General features: G+C 48.7%; 16 protein-coding genes and 1 tRNA gene. 6 read left to right on the top strand and 11 right to left on the bottom strand.

The genetic code is table 11. The features are described from left to right. Nucleotides 1–91: 91 nt before the first annotated feature. The 3 genes from NH568_RS06865 to NH568_RS06855 form a co-directional block, all read right to left on the bottom strand. Nucleotides 92–481 (bottom strand): DUF6746 family protein, encoded by a 390-nt coding sequence (locus NH568_RS06865; protein ID WP_253046014.1) that lies wholly within the window; start codon nt 479–481, stop codon nt 92–94. Nucleotides 482–822: 341 nt separating this feature from the next. After that, a complete protein-coding gene (locus NH568_RS06860; RefSeq protein WP_253046013.1) occupies nt 823–1197 on the bottom strand; it encodes a hypothetical protein in 375 nt (124 codons plus the stop codon). A gap of 651 nt (nt 1198–1848) precedes the next feature. After that, nucleotides 1849–1933 (bottom strand) — tRNA-Leu (locus NH568_RS06855). Between the two features lie 250 nt (nt 1934–2183). On the opposite strand from NH568_RS06855, the gene NH568_RS06850 reads away from it, so the two are divergent. Next, nucleotides 2184–2681 (top strand): RDD family protein, encoded by a 498-nt coding sequence (locus NH568_RS06850; RefSeq protein WP_253046012.1) that lies wholly within the window; start codon nt 2184–2186, stop codon nt 2679–2681. A 69-nt stretch (nt 2682–2750) separates the two neighbouring features. On the opposite strand, the gene lptG is transcribed toward NH568_RS06850, so the two are convergent. Then, nucleotides 2751–3821, bottom strand: a complete 1071-nt coding sequence (gene lptG, locus NH568_RS06845; RefSeq protein WP_253046011.1) for an LPS export ABC transporter permease LptG — start codon at nt 3819–3821, stop codon at nt 2751–2753. Continuing rightward, nucleotides 3818–4930: an LPS export ABC transporter permease LptF gene (gene lptF, locus NH568_RS06840; protein WP_253046010.1), complete on the bottom strand. Its 1113-nt coding sequence runs from the start codon at nt 4928–4930 to the stop codon at nt 3818–3820. Before lptF ends, lptG begins: the two co-directional genes overlap by 4 nt. Nucleotides 4931–5161: 231 nt before the next feature. Here lptF and pepA point away from each other — a divergent pair, with 231 nt between their 5' ends. The 3 genes from pepA (at nt 5162) to NH568_RS06825 (ending at nt 10138) form a co-directional block, all read left to right on the top strand. Further along, nucleotides 5162–6673: a leucyl aminopeptidase gene (gene pepA / locus NH568_RS06835; RefSeq protein WP_054014488.1), complete on the top strand. Its 1512-nt coding sequence runs from the start codon at nt 5162–5164 to the stop codon at nt 6671–6673. Between the two features lie 148 nt (nt 6674–6821). Then, on the top strand, nt 6822–7268 hold the full coding sequence (locus tag NH568_RS06830; protein ID WP_046004999.1) for a DNA polymerase III subunit chi: 447 nt from the start codon (nt 6822–6824) through the stop codon (nt 7266–7268). 23 nt (nt 7269–7291) lie between these two features. After that, entirely contained in the window at nt 7292–10138 is a 2847-nt protein-coding gene (locus NH568_RS06825) for a valine--tRNA ligase (RefSeq protein WP_253046009.1), read from the top strand. Nucleotides 10139–10449: 311 nt separating this feature from the next. On the opposite strand, the gene NH568_RS06820 is transcribed toward NH568_RS06825, so the two are convergent. Then, a complete protein-coding gene (locus tag NH568_RS06820) occupies nt 10450–12867 on the bottom strand; it encodes a PAS domain S-box protein (RefSeq protein ID WP_253046008.1) in 2418 nt (805 codons plus the stop codon). A 274-nt stretch (nt 12868–13141) separates the two neighbouring features. Between NH568_RS06820 and NH568_RS06815 the strand changes: the two genes are divergently transcribed. Beyond that, a complete protein-coding gene (locus NH568_RS06815) occupies nt 13142–14950 on the top strand; it encodes a S8 family peptidase (RefSeq protein ID WP_253046007.1) in 1809 nt (602 codons plus the stop codon). Between the two features lie 11 nt (nt 14951–14961). Beyond that, nucleotides 14962–15387, top strand: coding sequence for a hypothetical protein (locus NH568_RS06810; RefSeq protein WP_253046006.1), 426 nt, complete (start codon nt 14962–14964; stop codon nt 15385–15387). Between the two features lie 134 nt (nt 15388–15521). On the opposite strand, the gene NH568_RS06805 is transcribed toward NH568_RS06810, so the two are convergent. The 5 genes from NH568_RS06805 to NH568_RS06785 form a co-directional block, all read right to left on the bottom strand. Next, the gene (locus NH568_RS06805; protein ID WP_253046005.1) at nt 15522–17081 is read right to left on the bottom strand and encodes a bifunctional GNAT family N-acetyltransferase/carbon-nitrogen hydrolase family protein; all 1560 of its coding nucleotides are present in this window, start codon (nt 17079–17081) and stop codon (nt 15522–15524) included. A gap of 121 nt (nt 17082–17202) precedes the next feature. Next, complete coding sequence (locus NH568_RS06800; RefSeq protein WP_253046004.1) at nt 17203–18201, bottom strand: DUF4350 domain-containing protein; 999 nt, start codon at nt 18199–18201, stop codon at nt 17203–17205. A gap of 140 nt (nt 18202–18341) precedes the next feature. Beyond that, complete coding sequence (locus NH568_RS06795; protein WP_253046173.1) at nt 18342–20267, bottom strand: methyl-accepting chemotaxis protein; 1926 nt, start codon at nt 20265–20267, stop codon at nt 18342–18344. A 716-nt stretch (nt 20268–20983) separates the two neighbouring features. Continuing rightward, nucleotides 20984–21739 (bottom strand): class I SAM-dependent methyltransferase, encoded by a 756-nt coding sequence (locus NH568_RS06790; RefSeq protein WP_054014482.1) that lies wholly within the window; start codon nt 21737–21739, stop codon nt 20984–20986. A gap of 86 nt (nt 21740–21825) precedes the next feature. Continuing rightward, nucleotides 21826–22965, bottom strand: a complete 1140-nt coding sequence (locus NH568_RS06785; RefSeq protein ID WP_253046003.1) for a response regulator — start codon at nt 22963–22965, stop codon at nt 21826–21828. Between the last annotated feature and the right edge of the window lie 138 nt (nt 22966–23103).

Genomic DNA, 23103 nt, shown 5'->3' with positions numbered 1-23103 from the left:
CAGGTTAGCGGACCTTAGAAACTCAGGAAGGGTGAGTGCGAGCCATTTGTAACAGCTCGCACCCAAGAGATAAATCAATGAGGGCGTTAAATTAAAAACTCTTGATGAATCTATCTGCCAGCACAAAGTACTGGTTTAAGTGCTTTTGTGTCTCTTCTTTACGGTTTCTTTCTGAATTAATGTGGATATCTTCAACCACAACGGCAATGTCTTCAGCCAGCTTTTTCTTGTCACCAATCAGGTTAAGCGTGAAAAACTCAACGCTTTTCTCAAGGGTGTAAGTGATAACATGGATATCCTGAAGCTCGGTCGCATCCAGGTCCCTTTTACTTCTGATTTCTGACGTTTTTTCTATAAAAATCTTTCTCGCATCCTCAACCGAAGTTACATCCGCGACCTTAAGGTGCTGAATGGACTTTTCATCTGCATGGGCTGAAAAAGCAACCACAGCGGTCATAAGCAATACAATTAACGTTTTCATTTAATCTCTCTAGCGTTGAAATATAAGGGTCAAAAAGATGGTTTATAAGTATGGCGTACTGACAAAGTCGGTCAAATGATGGAAGTTGTTTAACCGCCCATAATCGGCGTAAGATACAACAAAGTGAACTTCCTCAGAGCTTGAATAGCGTACATCCGTAACGGCATTATACACGTTGCAATTGACACCACTTGCTACTTACTCTGATCCGGTCCATTTTTCTTTCGATACAAGCACAAACTAAAAACCGCATTACTCTATCAGTGCAAGACGTCCAGAAGCAGTAGAAATTTACAATTTATTATGCAAACTATATCTTCCGACATTAAATTGGCGCGGTGTTACCAGTGATATTCTTCGTCTTCTTCACCGATAATTTTTGCGTCGAGTAGCTTGGCCAATTTAACAGCAGCTATTCTAACTGGGTTTTCAGGTAACTCTAAACTGTCTGCATATGCAAAAGCTCCGTAAGAATGTCTGAAAAAGAATGAAGTATGCCAACTCGTTTTATTCAGGAGCCCTAGGAATCCTTTTTCCGTAAACTTTACTGCGACATCTCCGTGCTCTCCTTGTATAGAGACTTTTTCACCATTACTTGGATTTCGTAACTCTACACCCGCGATGTCAGGCTTAGTTAATTCGCACTTATCAACAGCTTCTAGCCAATCCTCAAGTGTAATACCTTCATCTTTCCAAATCATTAATTCATATGCCATCTTTGTACTCTTTCTTCCTGATTTTCATAAGGTTCACTCTAATTAGTGGTCAAATTATATTAACACATAAATTTTAGGCATAAAAAACCAGCTATTAAGCTGGGTTATAAAAAGTGGGTCCAGTGGGCAGACTCTTAACTTGCATCAGCGCCACGCCCGGCGTGCGGCTCAAGTCCGATTCCATTTCACAGGAAGTAAATTTCAGGAATAAAAAAACCAGCTTAATAGCTGGGTTATAAAAAGTGGGTCCAGTGGGCGGACTCTTAACTTACATCAGTGCCACGCCCGGCGTGGGGCTCAAGTCCGACACCACACTCAGCTAAACATCAAAATTCAGGCATAAAAAAACCCCGACCTATTCGGTCAGGGTTATAAAAAGAGGTCCCAATGGTCGGGCTCGTACCTTACATCAGCGCCACGCCCGGCGTGGGGCTTAAGTCCGACTCCACTTTGCTTCAAGATGATTACTTGAATTTCAGACATAAAAAAACCCAGCTTAATAGCTGGGTTATAAAAAGTGGGTCCAGTGGGCGGACTCTTAACTTACATCAGTGCCACGCCCGGCGTGGGGCTCAAGTCCGACACCACACTCAGCTAAACATCAAAATTCAGGCATAAAAAAACCCAGCTAAAAAGCTGGGTTATAAAAAGTGGTACCAGTGGGCGGACTTGAACCGCCACGCCCGAAGGCAACGGATTTTGAATCCGTCATGTCTACCAATTCCATCACACTGGCATAATTTTTCTTTTATCTTCTAACTTAGAGAAAATAAAGAAAAACCACTTTGAGCTTAGGCTTTGTTTTATATGCCTTCGTCTCTATGCCCAGCATTATACAAATTGGCGGGAGGGTAGCAAGCGTTTTTTACAAAACGTCGTTCAAGTGCTTGGTAAATGAACAGCTGCTGAAAACTCGCCGGGTTTTTTAGTGTTAGATTAAAAATCAGGTAGAATAGGCCATATTTCGGCTTTAATGAGTGAACTACATGGCTTCGTTTCCCCGTGCGGGTTTAACCCGTCGTCTTGCATCTCTGATCTATGATGGTCTGGTCGTAATTGCATTTGCAATGCTGTCTATGGTGGTATTTTTGTTGGTGATTGAGGGCTTTATCTCGGCAGGCTGGCTATCGCAGGGCAACCATGAAGACGTCTCGGCGCTGATCCAGGCCTCTCCTCTGTTGTCATTTTTCCGTGGATTTGTGCTGATCGCCGTCTCAGTGCTGTTTTTTGCTTATTTCTGGACTAAGAGCGGCCAGACCATAGGCATGCGCGCCTGGCGACTGAAAGTACAAACACCAGATGGCGAGTTGCTCAGCTGGCCCAGAGCCAGTGCACGGGCATTATGTGCGCTGCTGGGACTGGGTAACCTGCTGGTACTGCTCGACTTTAAACACAAACGTGCGCTGCAAGATATGATCTGTGGCACCGAAGTCGTGGTGTTAAGTAAAGAAGAAAATAAACGGATTTACGATAGCCTGGACTAACCAGCGAAGCTTAAAAACAGCAACAAAAAAGCCTGACTGAGTCAGGCTTTTTTGTATGCATTATCTTTGCTAACCACGCTGGCGGTTAAGAAGATAAAACGCCGTCGCGGTAAATAGCACGCTGGGCATCACCGCGCCCACCACAGGAGGAATCTCGTAAACCATCACAATCGGACCAAAAATCTCATTGCTGAGGTGGAAAATAAGCCCCGTGATCACGCCCATAATAATCCGTGCGCCCATGCTGACCGAACGCAGCGGCCCGAAAATAAAGGACAGAGCAACCAGCAGCATCACAGCAATGGTCAGCGGCTGCATGACTTTGCGCCACAGCGCCAGTTCATAGTTACTGGTATCCTGCTCATTTTGCTCCAGATATTGTAAATATGACCACAAGCCTGAAAACGACAATGCATCTGGCTCGACCGAAGCCACATCCAGTCGGTCCAGTGTCAGCTGAGAGGCATAAACAAGCGTTTGCGCGTACTCTGTACGGATCTGCTCTTCCTCAATGAGCACTTCTTCAATGGCTCGTAACTGCCAGCCCTCGTCCGTTGCTGTGCCCGATTTAGCCCGGGTGATTTTCAGCAGGTTCAGGTCATCATCAAAGTGATAAATATTGATATTTTGCAGATTGCCGGACTTCTCGATATTGGCAATATTGATAAAATTACTGCCATCTTTGGCCCACACGCCCTGCTGCGCTTCAAATACCTCGCCGCCATTAATTGCCTGATTGCGCAATTGCTTAGCGGTTTGCTCTGCCTGTGGTGCGCCCCACTCGCCCAGCGCCATCATACACAGTGCCAGCACAATGGCCGACTTCATCACCGAGCCAATGATCTGCAACCGCGACATGCCCGCCGCCTGCATCACTACCAGTTCACTACTCGAAGCCAGCGCGCCCAGGCCTGTTAAGCCACCAATCAGGGCTGCCATCGGGAAAAACACCACAATATCGCTGGGCATGCTGTACAAAGTGAACAACAAGGCGTCCATCACTTCATAGGTACCACGACCGACTGAGCGCAATTGTTCAATAAATTTGATTAAGGTATTGATACCCACAAACACCAGCAGCGCAAAGCCAGTGGTTTGCAAAATGCTGCGTCCAAGATACCAGTCCAGCGTTTTCATCATTGTTGTGGCTCCCGTTTTAACAGCATGGAGCGCACCCAAACGCCAAAAGGCCGGCCTTTAGCAATCAAGTAAGCACCTATAAACAACACACATAAGTGGATCCACCACAGTCCTACCGAGGTCGGTACTTTACCTTCAGCCACCAGATATTTACCCGCATTGAGCATGATAAAGTAGCCCAGATAAATACAAATGGCGGGTACCAGTTTGGCAAACTTACCCTGTCTGGGGTTTACCACACTGAGCGGTACCGCCAGCAGGGTCAGCAAAATAATCGAGATGGGCACGGATAACCTCAGTTGGAACTGGGCAATGGCTTCAGGCGTACCCATTTTCAATAGATTGGATGAGGGTAAGTCTTCAAGTTTACGACGTCGTTGCTCTATTTCCTGTTCGCGGATCTGCACCTGATAGCTGCTAAATTCGGTTTTATTCAGGGCCTGACTAAAGCCGTCTGTTTCGAACCGCTTACCATCACTGAGCACCAGTTGCTGCTCGCCGGAGCCTTCTTCCACTACCCGGCCACTCTGAGCAAAGACGATCCGCGCCGCCTGATTTGATTCGCGATCAGGCAACTGAGCAACAAACACGCGATTCAGCTCTTTCCCCTGATCACTGGTGTTATGGACAAATACCACGGCCTTTTCGTTACCGGTTTGCTGAAACCGTCCGGCCCGGATCTGGCTGAGCCCGGATTCTGCATTGGCTTGCTCACGCAGCTGGTTTTCTTTTTCACCAGCCCAGGGGGCCACATATAAACTCAGCGCGGCCGCCATCAGAGAAATCACAAAACTCGATATCAGAGTCACACGCACGACGTACCACTCACTAACACCGCAGGCTTTCAGTACCGTCATTTCGCTGTCGGCATAGATTCGACTATAGGCGAGGATAATGCCCAAAAATAAGCTCAATGGCAGAATATATACCGCCAGTTTGGGCAAATTAAGCGCGAGAAAAGACATGACAAGCTTACCCGGAATACTGCCTCCAGAGGCCTCTGCCAGGATCCGGACAAACTTCTGCGAGATGAAAATGGTCATAAGGGTCATAAAAACGGCGACCTGAGATTTTAAAATCTCAGCAGTCAGATAACGAAAAATAAGCAATGTCCGCCCCTATAAAACGTCTCATTTCACTGGAATAGTAGGAAATTTTGAGTAAACTGGTTATTTTAATCACTTTATTATATGCCATCGGATCCAAATATCCTACTAAAGCAACAGGCTAAAGCGCCAAATGCACGCGTCAATTAGCCGTTTTTTAGTTCAGCCTTCAGAAATTGAGTGGCTGAGGCATAAAAAGTTCAAAAAAGACAGCACATTGACTCAGGAGTCGCAATGGAATTCAGCGTAAAAAGTGGTAGCCCAGAAAAACAACGCAGTGCGTGTATTGTTGTCGGCGTATACGAACCACGCCGCCTTTCACCCGTCGGGGAGCAGCTGGATAAAATCAGCGAAGGGTATATTTCTAACCTGCTGCGCCGCGGAGACCTAGAAGGTAAACCCGGCCAGGTGCTTTTACTTCACCATGTACCAAACGTATTGAGTGAACGTGTGCTACTTGTTGGCTGTGGTAAAGAGCGCGAGCTGGACGACAAACAATACAAACAGATCATCGCCAAAACCATCAGCACCTTAAACGACACAGGTTCAATGGAAGCCGTTTGCTTCCTGACTGAACAGCACGTTAAGGGACGCGATACTTACTGGAAAGTTCGCCAGGCCGTCGAAACCACTCAGGACAGCCTTTACACCTTTAACCAGCTGAAAAGCAAAAAGAGCGAAGCGCGCCGCCCGCTACGTAAAATCGTCTTTAATGTCCCGACGCGTCGCGAACTGCCAATTGGTGAGAGCGCCATCGAGCATGGCCTTGCCATCGCGGCCGGTGCCACCTTATGTAAAGACGTCGCAAACATGCCGCCAAACATCTGCAACCCTCGCTACTTAGGTGAACAAGCACAGGCATTGGCCGATGAGTTCGACAACGTTACTGTAAACCTGGTTGGTGAGAAAGAAATGGAAGAGCTGGGTATGCACTCATATCTGGCTGTTGGTCGCGGTAGTGACAATGAATCTGTCATGTCGGTGATCCACTACAATGGCGCTCCGCAAAAGCAAGCGCCTATCGTCTTTGTTGGCAAAGGCCTGACATTTGATTCCGGTGGTATTTCTCTCAAGCCAGGCGAAGGCATGGATGAAATGAAATACGATATGGGTGGTGCCGCGGGCGTACTGGGTCTGATGCGTGCCGTGGTGCAAATGCAACTGCCACTCAACGTCATCGGCGTACTGGCTGGCTGTGAAAACATGCCAAGCAGCAATGCTTATCGCCCGGGTGACATCCTGACCACTATGTCTGGTCAGACGGTTGAAGTACTCAATACCGATGCCGAGGGCCGACTGGTACTGTGTGATGCACTGACCTATGTAGAAGCGTTTGAACCAGAAGTCGTGGTTGATGTGGCGACCCTGACCGGTGCCTGCATTATTGCATTGGGCCACCATGCAACGGGTTTGTTGTCAAACCACAACCCACTGGCGCATGACTTGTTAAAAGCCTCAGAGCAAAGTGGCGACCGCGCATGGCAGCTGCCTTTGTGGGATGATTATCAGGATCAACTGAAAAGTCCGTTTGCTGACTTCACGAACCTGGGTGGACGCCCGGCGGGTACTATCACCGCAGCCTGCTTCCTATCCAAGTTCACTAAGAAGTACAACTGGGCACACCTGGATATCGCAGGTACAGCCTGGCGTAGTGGTGCTAACAAAGGCGCAACCGGCCGTCCGGTGCCTATGCTAATGCAATACCTGCTTAACCGCGTGGACGTCACTGAGCAACCTCAGGACTAATTGATGGTGTGACATCCCATGTCACCCCTCCACGTTGATTGATGATAGCCGCATTCTGTGTCAGAATGCGGCTTTATTTTGAACGCTGTGTCATATGCAGACTTACCCACTATGACAGGGCGTTTCGCTAGCTAGAAAACCACATGTCATGACCATCAACGCACGCTTTTTTGTATTAAAGCAAGACAATGAGCCGGGCAAGCCAGTACCGGCTCATTTTGATCTCGCCGCACGCAGCGCCGCTAAGCTGTATCGCGCCGGACAACGTGTCTTTATTTACGTAGACAGCGTTGAAGATGCCCATGCGGTTGACGAGCACTTGTGGTGTTTTGAGGCCGACAGTTTTGTGCCTCATAATCTGCAAGGCGAAGGCCCCAAAGGGGGCGCACCGGTCGAGATCGGCCAAATGCCACCCGTTGGCAGACGCACTATTTTAATTAATCTGGCACAGCAGCTGCCGGATTTTGTGCGCCGATTCGACAAGATCTATGATTTTGTGCCGGTTGAAAGCAATGCCAAACACGCGGCACGCCAGCGGTTCATGCAACTGCGTCAGCTCGGCGCTGAAATTTCAACCAAAGAAATTGACAACTAAAGTATTTTTTAAGGTTCTGTGTAATGGATAAAACCTATAATCCGCAAGATATCGAACAGTCTTTGTACCAAGGCTGGGAAGAGAATGGCTACTTTAAGCCATCAGGTCAGGGCGATGCCTATTCGATCATGATCCCACCACCGAATGTCACGGGTAGCCTGCACATGGGCCACGCTTTCCAGGACACCATCATGGACACCCTGATCCGCTACCAGCGTATGCAGGGCAAAAATACTTTATGGCAGGTGGGAACGGACCATGCCGGTATCGCTACTCAAATGGTGGTTGAGCGTAAACTGGCAGCCGAAGAAGGCAAAACCCGTCATGATTTGGGCCGCGATGAATTCATCGACCGCATCTGGCAGTGGAAAAACGAGTCAGGTGGCACCATCACAAAACAGCTACGTCGCCTTGGCGCGTCAGTAGACTGGGATCGTGAGCGCTTTACCATGGACGACGGCCTGTCAGAAGCGGTGAAAGAAGTGTTTGTTCGTCTGTATAAAGATGACCTGATCTACCGCGGTAAGCGCCTGGTGAACTGGGATCCGAAACTGCACACTGCGATTTCTGATCTGGAAGTAGAAAACAAAGACAAGCAGGGCCACATGTGGAACCTGCGTTACCCGCTGGCCGATGGTGTTAAAACCAAAGACGGTAAAGACTACATAGTTGTTGCAACAACGCGTCCGGAAACCATGCTGGGTGACACGGGTGTAGCAGTCAACCCGGACGATGAGCGTTATCAGGACCTGATCGGCAAAGAGATCTTATTGCCAATCGTCAACCGTCGTATTCCAATCGTTGCCGATGAGCACGCCGATATGGAAAAAGGCACTGGTTGTGTGAAGATCACACCAGCGCACGACTTCAACGATAACGAAGTTGGTAAGCGTCATCAGCTGCCTATGATTAACGTATTCAACAAAGATGCGGCAATCTTAAGCGAAGGCGAAACCTTCACTTTTGATGGCAAACCACTGGAGCTGGATGCACCATTGCCTGAGCGCTTCCATGGCCTGGACCGTTTCGAAGCCCGTAAACTGATCGTTGACGAGTTTGAGCAAGCCGGCCTGCTGGAAAAAATCGATGACCACAGCCTGACCGTGCCTTACGGCGACCGCTCTGGTGTAGTCATCGAACCGCTGCTGACTGACCAATGGTATGTGCGCGTTGCACCACTGGCTGAGCCGGCAATCAAAGCAGTAGAAGACGGTGACATTCAGTTTGTGCCTAAACAATACGAAAACATGTACTTCTCCTGGATGCGTGATATTCAGGACTGGTGTATTTCTCGTCAGCTGTGGTGGGGACACCGTATTCCGGCCTGGTACGACAACGAAGGTAATGTATACGTTGGCCGCGACGAAGCCGAAGTGCGCCGCGACAACAACCTGGCAGATGACGTGGCTCTGAGCCAGGACGACGACGTACTGGACACTTGGTTCTCTTCTGCCCTGTGGACCTTCTCCACGCAAGGCTGGCCAGAGAACACCGACGATTTGAAAATGTTCCACCCGTCAGACACGCTGGTAACCGGTTTCGACATCATTTTCTTCTGGGTTGCCCGTATGATCATGATGACACTGCATTTTGTGAAAGATGACCAAGGCAAACCTCAGGTACCATTCAAAACCGTTTACGTGACCGGTCTGATCCGCGACGAAAATGGCGACAAGATGTCAAAATCCAAAGGTAACGTGCTGGATCCACTGGACATGATCGATGGTATCGATCTGGAAAGCCTGGTTCAGAAGCGTACCGGCAACATGATGCAGCCACAGCTGGCCGCAAAGATTGAAAAGAACACCCGCAAGACCTTTGCTGACGGTATTGAAGCACACGGCACAGACGCGCTGCGCTTTACCCTGGCAGCGATGGCCTCAACCGGTCGTGATATCAACTGGGACATGAACCGCCTGGAAGGTTACCGTAACTTCTGTAACAAGCTGTGGAACGCCAGCCGTTACGTGCTGATGAACACCGAAGAGCAGGATTGTGGCTTCAACGGTGGCGAGATGCAGGTGTCTCTTGCTGATCGCTGGATTTTGGGCCAGTTCCAGAACACAGTAAAAACCTTCAGTGAGCACCTGGACAACTACCGCTTTGACCTGGCGGCAAACACCATTTATGAGTTCACCTGGAACCAATTCTGTGACTGGTATCTGGAGCTGACCAAGCCAATTCTGTTCAAGGGTAACGAAGCACAACAACGCGGTACACGTCATACCCTGATCACTGTGCTCGAAGGCCTGTTGCGAGTAATGCACCCACTGATGCCTTACATCACAGAAACCATCTGGCAGCGTGTTGCACCACTGGCCGGTATCGAAGCCAATACCATTATGTTACAGAGCTTCCCACAGTTTGATGCATCGCAGGTAGACACGCAGGCGATGGAAGATCTGGAGTGGGTTAAGCAATTCATTCTGGCTATTCGTAACATCCGTGGTGAAATGGACATTAGCCCAAGCAAGCCACTTAGCGTGTTACTGGCCAATGTATCTGAGCAGGACCAGCGTCGTCTTGACGACAACCAGGCATTTTTGAGCTCACTGGCTAAACTGGAAGACATCAAGGTACTGGCAAGCAAAGACGATGCGCCGGCATCGGCAACTGCCTTTATCGGCGACCTGGAGATCATGATCCCAATGGCGGGTCTGATTGACGTCGAAGCTGAAATGGCCCGTATCGCCAAGCAACTTGAAAAAGCAGAAAAAGGTCTGGCACAGGTCGAGAAAAAGCTGGCAAACGAGAAGTTCGTCAACAACGCACCTGCTGCGGTACTCGACAAAGAAAAAGCCAAACTGGCCGAGTACAGCGATGCAAAAGCTAAGCTGCTTGAGCAAAAAGCGAAAATCGAGAGTCTGTAATGGTTTAACCAGAGTCGGTTACCTGGCTCTGGGTTAAATATGAAAAAAGAAGCCGCTAAGCGGCTTCTTTTTTTAACTCTTTGTAATGACCATAATATTATACCAATTTCACTTAATACCTGTTCAATTTGAAGGAGCAAATATGACGCTAACGGCGTTAAAAATTTCTCATTTAGAACAACTAAATAGCAAAATTTTCGCCTTGCCTATATGGACGTAGGTACCTCAGCGATAGCAGGACGCGTGAGCGGTGTTATCGACCATATTTTCTCGCCTCAAAATAGAACACTTAATTAAGCAAATTGGTATTATCACTCTTTCTCAGGCACTGAGAACCGTGCCAAAACTTGATATAAGCTATTCATATCTATAGGCTTGCCAACGTGCGCCACAAAGCCTTGTGCCTGGTAGCCTTTCACATCCTCCGTCATCACATTCGCCGTCAGTGCAATGACCGGAATACCTGGGTTACGAGCGTGTATCTGTCGCTGAGCTTCATTGCCATCCATTTCAGGCATATGAATATCCATTAGTATTAAATCAAACTCGGTGCACATTGCCGCCTCAACCGCCAGCTTGCCATTTTCAACAATCGTGAGTGTTGCCTGTGTACCTTTTAAAAATGCCTTAATGAGCATTTGATTAATCTTGTTGTCCTCTGCAACTAGAATGTGGCGACCTTTCATATCCGGAGGCGACAGTGATTCGCTTTGTTGCGCGTTTGATTTGAGAGCCGTTTGTGCCAATGGCAATACAACTTTGATTTGGGTCCCCTTTCCCGCTTGGCTGGTTAGCTCCAACGCGCCATTCATTAACTTCACGAGGCTCAAAGTAATGGACATACCTAAACCTGTTCCACCATATTTTCGTGTCGTTGAACTGTCAGCCTGAGAGAAACGTTCAAATATTCGCTGCTGAGCTTCCGGGCTCATCCCGATACCTGAATCAATAACATCTATACACAACGCCTGCTGCCGATTGTGCTCTATACAGCTGACAATGACTTTAACACAGCCCTGATCCGTAAATTTCACAGCATTCGAGACAAGATTCAGCAATACTTGTTTGACCCTGACCAGATCCCCAGACCACCCATCAGTAAAAGACTCATCAATGGTCACTAGAAGATCAATACCTTTTCGGCTCACCAAACTATCCAGGTCATATTTCACTGAATCCAGCACATCAAGCAAAGAAAAAGGCACCTGCTCCAGTGTTAACTGGTTCGATTCGATCTTAGAGTAATCCAAAATATCATTAATAATGGTCAACAAGCTCTGAGCAGAAAAAGCGGCGTTATCCAAAATAACTTTTAAATCAGGTTCCAGTTTGGCTTGATGAAGAAGCTGCAGCCCACCCAGTATGGCGTTCATCGGCGTGCGGATCTCATGGCTCATATTGGCAAGAAAATCACTTTTAGCCTTAACAGCATTCTCCGCTACTTGTTTGGCTTTTGCCATAGTTTTCATGGCGTTCACTTTTTCAGTGATATCGTAATTAACGCCTATAACTTTGACAGCCTGATTTTGCTCATTTCGGATCACCTCAGCTGTCGCTTTCATTGTTCTTATCTGCCCATCTGGGTGGACCACTCTAAACTCAGTATCATAGTAACCAGTGCCTGCGATGGCCGACTCAAGCAAAGTTTTAGCTGACGTAATATCATCAGGGTGAACACTATTCTCCCAGGCTTCATAAGCGCCTGAGAATGCCTCTTCTGATATACCGTACAACTTATACATCCAGTCATCCCATACCAAAGCATTGCTCAGCAAGTCCCACTCCCAAACACCTATCCCGGCCGAGTCATTCGCCAACTGCATTCTGAATGCACTGACGTCCGCTTTCTCTTTGGCTGCACGTAACTGCTCTTCAACTTCTTTTTGCTTTGAGATGTCCTGTACAATGGACCAGATAAAGTCCTGACCGCTCGCATCAGTGATCAGAACACCCGATAACAACACAGGATAGGTATGTCCGAGTTTATGGATATATTCCTTTTGATATGGCCCATAACTCCCCGAGTCAGCCATATCAGCGAGTTGTTTCGCCTCCTGTTCGGCATATTTTTTGGGAGTCAGTTGCCAGTAATCCATCTGGTTCAATTCATCAACACTGTAGCCCGTAAAGCGACTAAATTCTGCATTGATATAATCGAACCGCCCATCTTCGAGATGGTTGATGGCAATACCAACCGGCGCGAGGTTTACAAACTCTGCAAACTTCTGCCTTTCTTGTTCCAGCAGCACCTTCACCTTGTCGCTGCTATCTTGAAGCGCATGCTCTCGCGCTTTTATGTCAGAAATATCAGAGACAAATGCCAGCAAAAAAGCGTTACCGCCTTGTTCAATCAAGTGACCGCGCACTCTGACAGGAAAATATGTCCCTGTTTTATGCTGATGCTGGGTTTCAAAATCAATATGCTTGTTTTTCTGAAGCTGTTGCCAAAACGCAGGCCATCGCTGCCGAGAAAAACAAGGGTCCCAGTGCCACAGCCTCATCCCTATCAGCTCTTCTCTCCTATAGCCCAACTTTTTACATGCAGCCTTATTCACATAGAGAACTCTAGAGTCAGATGTCACCCAAAACACTTCATCAGCGGCGTATTCCATAGACACTTTAAGAAAGCTGAGCAGCTCGGCCTCATTCATCGATGCAGGAAATGCGGTTAAGTCTGCTTCACTATATGTCCCTCCATCAACGCCATTTATATCCGATAAGTTGGTCATAATGAAATCAAGAAAGAATTTATGTTAAAAATGTAGGCGAAATTGAGCGAATTAGAAAGTGTGCATTTTTGCGCATGAGTTAGAACACACACCTAGCCGTTCAGGTAAAAGTCTTTCATAAATCAGCCAAATAGCCGCATTTTTAGACCTTACTTCCTTGTAACACCTAAAGCTATTAACCATACATTAAATATGGCAACCTTGCATTTTCAAATGTGACAATATAGGGTACATGAAAACAGGGACAAATCATCAACAAGAAGAATCCAAACTCATGATCAAAACGAAACTCACCATACTGGCTGCATGTATCGCGGCTTCGCACAGTGTGGCCGTCTCGGCTGCCGACTATCCACTGATGCTGGGCGATCCACTGGTATCTCACCAGTGGCATTTACAAAATACCGGACAGGCTGCCTTTTCAGAGCGCGGCGGTAAGGCAGGCGAGGATATGAACCTGTCTCTGACCCATGCGCTGGGCATTCTGGGCACCGGCGTTACCACTGCCGTGATTGACGGAGCCGTAGAGCTGACTCACCCGGACTTGCGCGATAATGTGCGGCCGGGTTCGTGGAATTTTACCACTGATACACCCAACCTGGAGCCCAGCGGCCCCACAGATCGCCATGGTACAGCCGTTGCCGGTATTATCGCGGCAAGTGCATTTAATGGCGTTGGCGGCAGAGGTATTGCCCCTCGTGCAGGGCTTGTGGGCTTTAATCTGATCTCATCAGGTAATTACAACACCGCCAACTGGCTACAGTCACACGGCATGTACTCGGATGGTTACAGCAAGCACTCTTTTGATTTTCCCAGAGTTTTTAACCAAAGTTATGGCCGTACACTGTCCTCACCTGTCAGCTTTGACTATGACCAAGAGCCCTGGCTTAAAACCTATGAAGATGCACAGGAAGAAATTACGCGTACAACACATGGTGGCCGCGGTGCACTCTTCGTCAAATCGGCTGGTAACGGCTATGCCAGACAAACCTTTAAGGACCCTAATTTAGGTTCCGGCTACCTGCGTTTCGACAATGATAACCATGGTTTACCGCTGCAAAATGTCAATCTGGAGCGAATGGATACGTCATTCTGGAACTTGGTTGTATCGGCCTATAATGCTGATGGTCAGCTCTCTTCATATTCAACCGTAGGCTCTGCCGTTTTCGTCTCTGCCACAGGCGGACAGTATGGAGTCTATTCTCCGGCGATGATCACCACTGATCTGAGCGGGTGTGATGCTGGCTATAACCCGGCATACGGCCGCAACGATCTGCACGGCGGTCATCCACTGGATCCGACCTGTGATTATGGCGCACGTTTTAACGGTACTTCTTCTGCCGCACCCAGTGCAGCCGGTGCCATCGCCCTGATCATGTCGGCCAACCCCGCGCTAACATGGCAAGATGTGCGCCATATCCTGGCCACGACGGCACGCAAAATTGATGCTGATAACCCGGGTGTCTCGCTGGCTTTTGATAATGCACAAGGTACTACCGTCAGTTATCAGGCTATTGATGCCTGGCAGACCAATGCTGCTGGCTATACCTTCCATAATTATTACGGCTTTGGTGCCGTGGATGTAGACGCGGCGGTCAATATGGCGCGATTCTACAACCAGACTCTGGGGCAGTTTACTCAGACCGAGCGCTTTGTGATTAGCGCTAACGCTGAGATCCCAGACGGTGATGTGAACGGTGTACAAAGCACTTACCAGTCCACAGAAGAGATGACGGTTGACGCTGTTCAGGTGCGCGTCAATATCGACCACACCAGCACCCGAGATCTCGCGATTGAGTTGATCTCTCCAGCTGGTACTCGCAGCGTCATCATGACACCACGCACCGGTACAATTCTGGGTAAAAGTGGTATGGACAACACGCAAATGCTGACCCACCACTTCTATGGGGAACAGGCACAAGGTGACTGGACCTTACGTGTTATTGATACAGCCGCTGAGGATGAATACTATATTTTTGATCCCCGTACTGCAGGCGCACCTAATGTTAATATGGTGCACAGAAACAACCTTGAAAATGGCCTGCTGAAATCGTGGGACATTCGTTTCATCGGTCGTAAATAAGGAGTACTGACATGAAAAAACAACTAATCGCGACCGTGCTACTCGCCTGCGGTATATCCACTGCCAGCGCGTCCACCACAGATGTTTATGAGGCACAACCACTGAGTTCTGCACTGAGTCACAGCGTTACACTGAACGGTAAACATTACCTCACCACCAGCGAGACATTACTGAGCGGTGCCACCATCACAGATGCCAAGTCTGGTTCGATCTATATTCTAACAGGTGAGGTAGTAGCGGAACTGGAGCCACTGATTGATGCCCGGGAGTTTGCCGCAGCACACAAGCTGAAGCTGGTTTATGTCAGAGCCAACCGTGCTATCTTCGCTGCCGACGCCAACACTGAGCTGCGTGAATTTAAAGCGTATATTGCAAGCCTGGCGGGGGTCACCAGCACACAATTCGGCATTGAAATCGAAGGGTTAGAATCAGAATAACCCAGTCGCGATATCCAGCACAGGCGCTGGATATCGCCCTTCAAAGACGCCTAATAAATCAGGCCCCCTTAATCAACTCACAGAGATTCGATACGCCAGAGGCTACGACCATATCAGTACAGCGCATAGCCCGTTTATTTAATTTTTTGTTCGCCCAACCAGTTAATTCGATACAGGTCCCGCCTCCTGTCCAGATAGTTTCTGACGGAGCCCTCGTGACGCAACTCGTGTAGCTTCTCCAGATCCAAATCGACTATCAGAGTCATCTCTGTGTTGGGGGTGGTTTCGGCCATAGTGGCATCGTGGGGAAACGCAAAATCAGACGGTGAAAACACTGCAGACTGAGCGTACTGAATATCGGCCCCATCCACCTTGGGCAGGTTCCCCACACTGCCCGCCGTCACCACATAACATTCGTTTTCAATGGCACGGGCTTGCGCGCAACAACGTACCCGCAGGTAGGCATTTTTAGTATCTGTCCAGAAAGGCACAAACAGGATCTGCATCCCCTGCTCTGACAGCAGGCGCGCCAGCTCAGGAAACTCCACATCGTAGCAGATCAGAATACCAATCTTGCCAAAGTCGGTATCAAACACACTCAGGCTGTCGCCACCTTGCATGATCCAGGCACTTTTTTCATACGGGGTCGGGTGAATTTTAGTTTGCGACTCTATGGTACCGTCGCGCCGGCAAAAATAAGACACATTGTAGAGTGCTTTGTCTTCTATCACCGGAATTGACCCTGCGATAATATTAATGTTGTAGCTGACCGCCAGATGGGAGATGGCTTCCACTACTTCATTGGAAAATGCCGCCAATGCTTTGATGGAGTCCAGCGAGTTCTCGTGCGCCTCTATGCCCATCAATGGCGCATTAAACAACTCGGGCAGCAATGCCAGATCGCACTGATAGTCAGCCAGTGCATCAATAAAGAACTCCACATGCTGGGTCAACTCTGCAACGGAATTAGGCGGACGCATCTGCCATTGTACACAGCCTACCCGGGCGGATTTTTTGACCGCGCCAAACAAAGGGGATTCATGGCGCTCGTAGTACAGGTTGGTCCATTCCAGCAAGGTTGCATACCCCTTGGATTCTTTATCTTCCGGCAGGTATTTATTGAGTACGCGCTTTACTTCAAAGTCGTTTGACAGCTGAAAGCTGAGTATGGGGTCATAGATTTCTTTTTTCTTTACCAGCTCAATGTACTTTTGTGGCGACATTTCACTGGCATGGTGTTGATAGTTAGGAATACGACCACCGGCTACAATCGATTTAAGGTTGAGGTTTTGGCATAGCTCTTTTCTGGCCTCGTACAAGCGACGTCCCAGACGCATGCCCTGATAGTCAGGGTGCACAAAAACTTCGGCACCGTAAAGCACATCTCCCTGCGGGTCATGTGTGGTGAGGTAGGCGTCACCGGTAATTTCATCATAAGTGTGGTGATCGCCAAACTTGTCGTAATCCACAATCAAGGAGAATGCTGCGGCGACCACTTTACCATGGTCTTCAATACAGATCTGACCTTCGGGAAAGCTGCTGAGCTGAGCCTTGAACTGCTTCTCTGACGGGGCGCCTCCCAGATCAGGGTAAACAATACCCATCACCTCTTTAAGAGCTGCATAATCCTCCACCTTCAGGCTGCGCAGATTGAGTTTATGTTCAAAGTTTTCAGTTAAGTTACTGTCGCTCATTATTACTCCTGCTTGCTTTCAACTTTTTTCTTTGTAAGACACTCACCCTGATAAAGATAGTCGCTGCTAAACCGGCTCACAAACTGACACACACCAAGTCACCCAGTGTATGCCCTGACGATCACTCGGCGTTTGCCAGCCAACGCATCACATTGAGCAGAAAACCTTCGTTGTGCTCAGCCCCTTCTGAAGTCAGCCCATATTTTTGCCCTGATTGTGTATCCACTTGCGAGGAAAACATCATGCCTTCGGCAAATACAGCGACCCGCCCTTTACCAAACTCGAGCACCGCGCCCTGGCTCCAGCCATCCACAGACATACGTGGCGTGTCCGCCGTGATCTGAAAAGGTACCTGAGGGTTAACCGACATAGCTTGCGGGCCAAGCGTAAGCAGTGAAATCGCGCCTTCTGGTGCTCTGAATGCCGAGCCACCAAACGAGCGAACCTGTTCGATTTGACCTGTCGATTGGTCTGTTGCTGCCGCTGAAGCTGCACCACCTACAGCGCCCGTCAGACCAAACCCTGTCATGGATGACGCACCTGGCAGCTTTCTCAGCGCAGGCACGACCGCTAAGGTAATTGCATGCTGTGCTAAGGTATTAGCATGAGTTGTGAACTGTGCATTACCTACGTGACCATGGCTGAATTCAAATCCTAGTGCATGGGTCAGGTTTTCTATCACTTTAGGAAACGGCGTATGATCGGCCACTAAAAACAACGCGCCACCTTGCTTCACCCACTCTGTCACGACCGTGACTTCTTGCATGGTAAGAGCATTGCCAAAGGGGGGATTCCAGTCAGTCCGGTCTTTGTCCAGCGCATTGGCTATCACTAAAATATCAGCCTGATTCAGGTGCTCTGTATTGAACGTAACCTTGCTTGCTTTAACCGTATAGCCATCACTTTGCAGCACCTGCGTAAAAGGCCGGAAACGACCATTCATAGTTAAAAAGTTATGGTGGGCTTCATCGATAAAAACGACCGGACTATTGTCGGATAAAAAGCTGCGCTCGGTGTTTTGTGGGGTAAAGTCAGGGTCGGCTTGTTGTGCACTGTCGGAGCAGGCGCTCAGAGTCAGAGCAAATAAACTTGCCGTTAGCGTGTTAACTAACCAATTCATCTTGCTGTCCTTAATAGCAGATAACGCATGGCCAAGTTGTAGCAAAGATACCGGCAAGTTACCAGAAATAGACGAAAAGGTGAGCAGCTGCTCGCCGACATCAATACATCATGTCAGCGAGCAAAGAACAGCTGTGTGAGTTATTGAATACCAATACTTTCACGAATTTTGATCATCTGCTCCTGCAAACTGTGTTGAATATCCCGTACCTGCTGATTTGAGCCGTTCACCTGTTGTTTCATCAGGGCCATCGCACTGCTGAAGTTATCTACCAGCGAACTTTGTTGCTGAGCCAGCTCCATGGCATGCTCAGCCACCTGGCTGGCTCCCTGAGCGCGCTCAGCAACCCCTTCAGAATTACTCTTCAGTTCCTGCGCATGTTCAGTTTGTTGCTGTGCTTCGTCTGCCAGTGCGCTGATCTGCGACGACACTTTACTTGAATTGTCACTGAGGATGTTCAGCTGTTCATTGATGTCTGACAACGAGTCCTGCGTTTGCTGAGCCAGCTTGCGCACTTCATCGGCCACCACTGCAAACCCTCGCCCGTGCTCCCCGGCACGCGCCGACTCAATGGCCGCATTCAGTGCCAGCAAGTTGGTTTGCTCTGCAATAGTGCGGATCATTTCAATCACTTTGCCCACATCAGCCACCCCGTTTAACAGTTCGTTGAGGCTGGATAAGCCCTGCTCTACTCGCTGCTGGGTACTGGAACTTGCGCTGAGCATTGACTCGGCATAGCTCACGCTTTGCTTCATCGCAGAGAAAGTTTCACTGGCGTTATCCGACACCTGCTGATTGATTTCACTGGCCTCTGAACCCAACGCTTTGATCTCGTCAAGCTGATGCTGATTCTGCTCCACCTGAGAGGAGGTGGTTTCTGCCAGCTCACTAATACTGGCCAGGTTGGTATTCATATCCTGCATAAAGTCATTGATCACCGCCAGCATTTGCTCCCGCTCCTGCGCTTCACCACGCTGACGTTCAATAAGCTGATTAAAGTAACTGGCTATCTCGCCAATCTCAGTATTGGCATTCTGACTGTCGATGTTTTTCAGCTCATTGCTTTCTATCAGGAACGCAAAGCCATTGCGGAGCTGGCGAAGTGGCGTCAGTACCTGACTAAACTGCACGATATATACAGCAATGGCTAGTAGCACCAGCAAGCCAATGGCCACACCAAAAATCGTAAAGACGTTTTGCTTAAGCGTATTTTGCTCTGCCTGCAGGGCTTCTTCAGCGCTCAACACCAGCGCCGAAATCGCCTTAATATCCCCTCGCAGCTGAGCTATGCCCTGCTGACGCTGTTCAGCCTGAGCCAAGGTATTTTCCAGGTCGCGACTAAAACGCTTGGGCCAGCTGATCAATTCCGCTTTGATCTCCAGTGCTAAGTCTTCTGCCTCAGCCCCCAGAAATAACTCGTCTTCGTCAATTTCACTCATTACCCCTAAGTCGGCCAGGCGGTCTATCTGCTGTGCCAAATCCTGAAGGCGACGCACGCTGTTTAACAGGTTTTGACGTGTTTGCTGCTCAAAGTGGATCACCAGCTGATAGGTGTAAATACTGAGGTTGCTGACTTCCCCATAGTAATCTGATGCCAGCGCGTAATAGCGTGGTGCAAGCGGATGATCCGGGGCTTTGGCCGTATAGCTCATTAAAGAGGACGCCGAGCCCGACATTTGTCTGATGGCGTTGTCCAGCAGCGCCATTTCATTGCCCGACAGCTTACCAAGGGCACGGTATTTACCATTAATGTCGCTATCGAGTGCATCAAGTTGATTCGTCATGTCAGAAGCAAGCACTGAAGGCAACGCTGTCAATTGATGCTGTTTGAGGGTCGCTATTTGTTCGCTGGCCTTGCTGAGCTCCTGGCTGTCACCTGTGCTCAGATAATCTTCGATCGTACCGGCAAGATCGATCAGTATGGTGTTTTTCAGCGTAACATAAGCGTTGTTTTGTTTGTCTAATTCACTAAAGACCTGACTGGCCCAGAACAAGGTGGCAGCCAGCACGATACTGGCCAGGGCCAGTAACACGGCAAGCAACCGAGTAAAAGTAGAAACACGCATAGATACTACAGCCATATTGATTCAAATTCGGGCGTAGACTATTAACATTTTATGACAGTTTGATGTAGATTGCTCAGAAATCAACCAGTCAATTTTAAAAACATACTTTTGGCGTAGAAGAAGTGAATACCTTTTACAGGAACTTTACGTCAAACAAATGACAAGCAGATCTGACAGGTGCTTTGGCTGTCTTTTGTTGTAGCCAAAATCTGTTTGGACATCCATTTTTATGACTTTACCTGTGGTTCTGACTGTGGTTCTGACTGTGTGGCTCTACCGCTCGCTACTCAGCCGATATACCAGCTCAATACCGTTGCATACGGTATCGATGATTGACCACCTTCGTCATCTCGGCCTCTCAGTTATCCCTGCCTCCGAACCTTCGTCATCCCGGCCTCCGAGCCGGGAACCATTAGCATTTTAATATGGACCACCAATACCCCCTGAGCCGCTTGCTGGTAGATCCCGCATCAAGTGCGGGATGACCGGAGGTGGGGTTGGGGTTGGTGCCATTAGTGATCTGCTGAGCAGCTTGCTGATAGATCCCACATCAAGTGCGGGATGACTGGGGGTGGGTTTAGGGTTAGTGCCATGGATGATCTGCTGAGCCGTCTGCTGGTAGTTTCCGCATCAAGTACGGGATGACCGGATGAGCCGCCTGTTTCTTAGCGCTCAAATCGAATACGAGATAACAGGCAAAGTTTTGGAGATTGGTATTACTTCATTGCCGCTTTAACATAAACATCAAAGCGGTTCTTTTTGGTCTCGATCTGCATACTGGGTTTTTGCTCATTCAAAAATGGCGCATAGTCGGGTCGCTTGACCACCACACGTTTCGATGCCAGTGCATGAGCAAACGGTAGCAAGGCATCGGCGTCGGCATCTCCGCCTACCAAAGACTGGAACACCCGCATTTCTTTTTTAACCTGCGCCGATTTCTCACGATGCGGAAACATAGGATCCAGATACACCACATCTGGCTGTAGCTCGCTCTGTGCCAGCAGGTCGTGGCTGGAGCCAAACACCATACGCATATTTTGCTGCATCCAGCTGCCTATCTCAGCGTCCTGATAAGCGCGCTCCAGGCCATCAAACAGCAATGCCGCCACAACCGGGTGACGCTCGTGTAAGATCACTTCACAGCCCAGCGCTGCCAACACAAAGGCATCTCGCCCTAGCCCCGCAGTGGCATCCAGTACCACAGGAGTAGCCCCTTTATTTAGCCCCACTGCCTTGGCTATGGCCTGCCCTTTACCGCCGCCAAACTTACGACGATGTGCGCTCGCTCCCGTAACAAAGTCAACCCTGATCCCCCCCAGCTTAGGCTCATCAAGCTTTAATAGCTGCAATCCGGCCTCATCAAAGGTTAAACGAAAATTAGGATTGTCCTGCTGCCAGGTTTGCAAGGCAAACTGTTGTTCAATACGCGCTAAATAAGGACGGTTTTCGGCAAAAGGGGTATGGATGATCAACAGCAGGCTCCGCAAATAGTAACGCAGAGATTATATCTGGATCATCACGGTTATGAAATCTCTGTCTTACACATGCCGAGCTGCGATTAAAACAGCTCGATATCTGTCTGTGCTGGCACGTCTTCTTCACCCCAGGGTTTAGCCATCTGATTTAAACTCTGGATAAGTTCATGCCGAACTTCGGTGATTTCACCCAGTTTATAGCGAATAATCGAGAATTCATCATTAACCAGTGAAAAGTGCTCATACAATTGTTTTATTTCAGCCTGCTTGCCATTGACGTGCTCATCGGCCACATACTCTGAAAACTCGGTCAGTTTGCTGTTAAATGCCGCGGCAACATCACCGAGTTGATCGCTCAGCGATTCAAACGCCAGGCCAATTTGCTCTACTTTGTTCAATGCCACCTCACTGACCTCCATATCCTTGATTTTAGCATTGGTGGCTTCGAGAATATGCGGCAACAAATCTTTGTAACGGCCGTATAACCCTACGTCGTCCATCGGCATGTTTTTGATCAGCAGAGATACTTTGGGATAGTTAATAATGGTACGACGACCAAAGTCCACAAAGCGATCGCCATCGCGGTGTTTCTCAAGCAGCTCCTGCTCCAGTGGCTGAATGGCGCCTTCCTGAGAATAAAAGACTTCGCCTTCGTGATACCAAAATGCCACCGCAACCTGCAATTGCAGGGGTACAAAAAATTCAAAAAAGTACTCAGACAGGGTATTAAGGTCATGAGCATGATATGACTGACCCACATAGCGCATGATCCGACCCATATCGCCAGAATCCGACATCGCGATTTCGGCAGTGATCTGTGCTTTTTGCACATCCTGCTTAAGCTTGAGCGATTGGCGGCGATATTCATCCAACACCTTAATACGCGCCAGCATTTCATCGCTGTCGAAAGGCTTAACAATGTAGTCGGCCCCGCCAGCATTGTAGCCGCGCATTCGCTCAGAAATGGCACTCTTAGACGACAAAAACATCACCGGAATATCACACAACTGAGGGTTCGCTTTCAGCCGCTCACACACTTCAAAGCCCGAAGGGCCAGGCATTTCTATGTCGAGCAAAATAATATCCGGCTGTTGCTCCTGGGCCATTTTCAGCCCTTCTTCGCCACTGTATGCGTGGATAACTTTACAGCTGTGCAATAAGGATTGTTCGACAATGTGATGTACCAGTTTATCGTCATCAATGGCCAGTACTAAATTGCTCATGCAGCGGTCCCTACAAGGTTGGTTCTCTAAAACAGCATAGCGCGAACTGTCTAATTTGCGAATGGAAAACACCACACAAGCGACTTATGTGGTGTTTTTAAGTCAGGTCTGGCGGCATGCGGGGAACAGGTGTTCAAA

The organism is Pseudoalteromonas sp. XMcav2-N, from assembly GCF_024124545.1.
Lineage (GTDB): Bacteria > Pseudomonadota > Gammaproteobacteria > Enterobacterales > Alteromonadaceae > Pseudoalteromonas.
The sequence above is the reverse complement of the archived record's forward strand: the minus strand, read 5'-3'. Positions and strand labels throughout refer to the sequence as shown.